The sequence below is a fragment of the Mesorhizobium sp. M7D.F.Ca.US.004.03.1.1 genome (genome assembly GCF_003998635.1).
GTDB classification, from domain to species: Bacteria; Pseudomonadota; Alphaproteobacteria; order Rhizobiales; family Rhizobiaceae; genus Mesorhizobium; species Mesorhizobium loti.
Window position 1 is genome coordinate 1 of the sequence record NZ_RZQG01001822.1, and the last position, 432, is coordinate 432.

A 432-nucleotide genomic window follows, 5' to 3' on the forward strand; every position below is an offset into this window, starting at 1 on the left:
GGCTCAATCCCACTTTGCGAGCGACCAGCAGGTCAGCGACGCCGATTGTCTTTCCTTCAAATGTTGGCGGGCGGTTCGCCGCCATGTCCTCGCCCATCCGGCGCACACCCTGGCCAGGCGCGGCTTCAGATGCCGCCTGGATCACCGGTCCATCGCAATCGATAAGACCGGCCTGCAGCACACAGTCACGATTTCCAGGCATGGCATCGCCCGTCTCCACCCAGAGGGGCGGGGTCGGCAATGCTACTGGCGAATAGGCCGACGCTCCCACGAGATCAAAGGCGCGACACGCCCAGCCGTCGATGGCAGCGATATCGCGCGCAGGCTGCGCCGGCACGACAGCCGGCATCCCGGCAGCCACGCGCCCAAGAGCCTCATCGAGCGGAACCAGGCAGGTGGCGACGGGCATCACACCGTCGAGCAGCCCTGCGA

1 pseudogene is annotated in these 432 nt (G+C 66.4%); it reads right to left on the reverse strand.

From position 1 onward, the window contains the following. A pseudogene (locus EN935_RS40225) lies at positions 1-432 on the reverse strand (molybdopterin-binding protein); the annotation flags it as partial.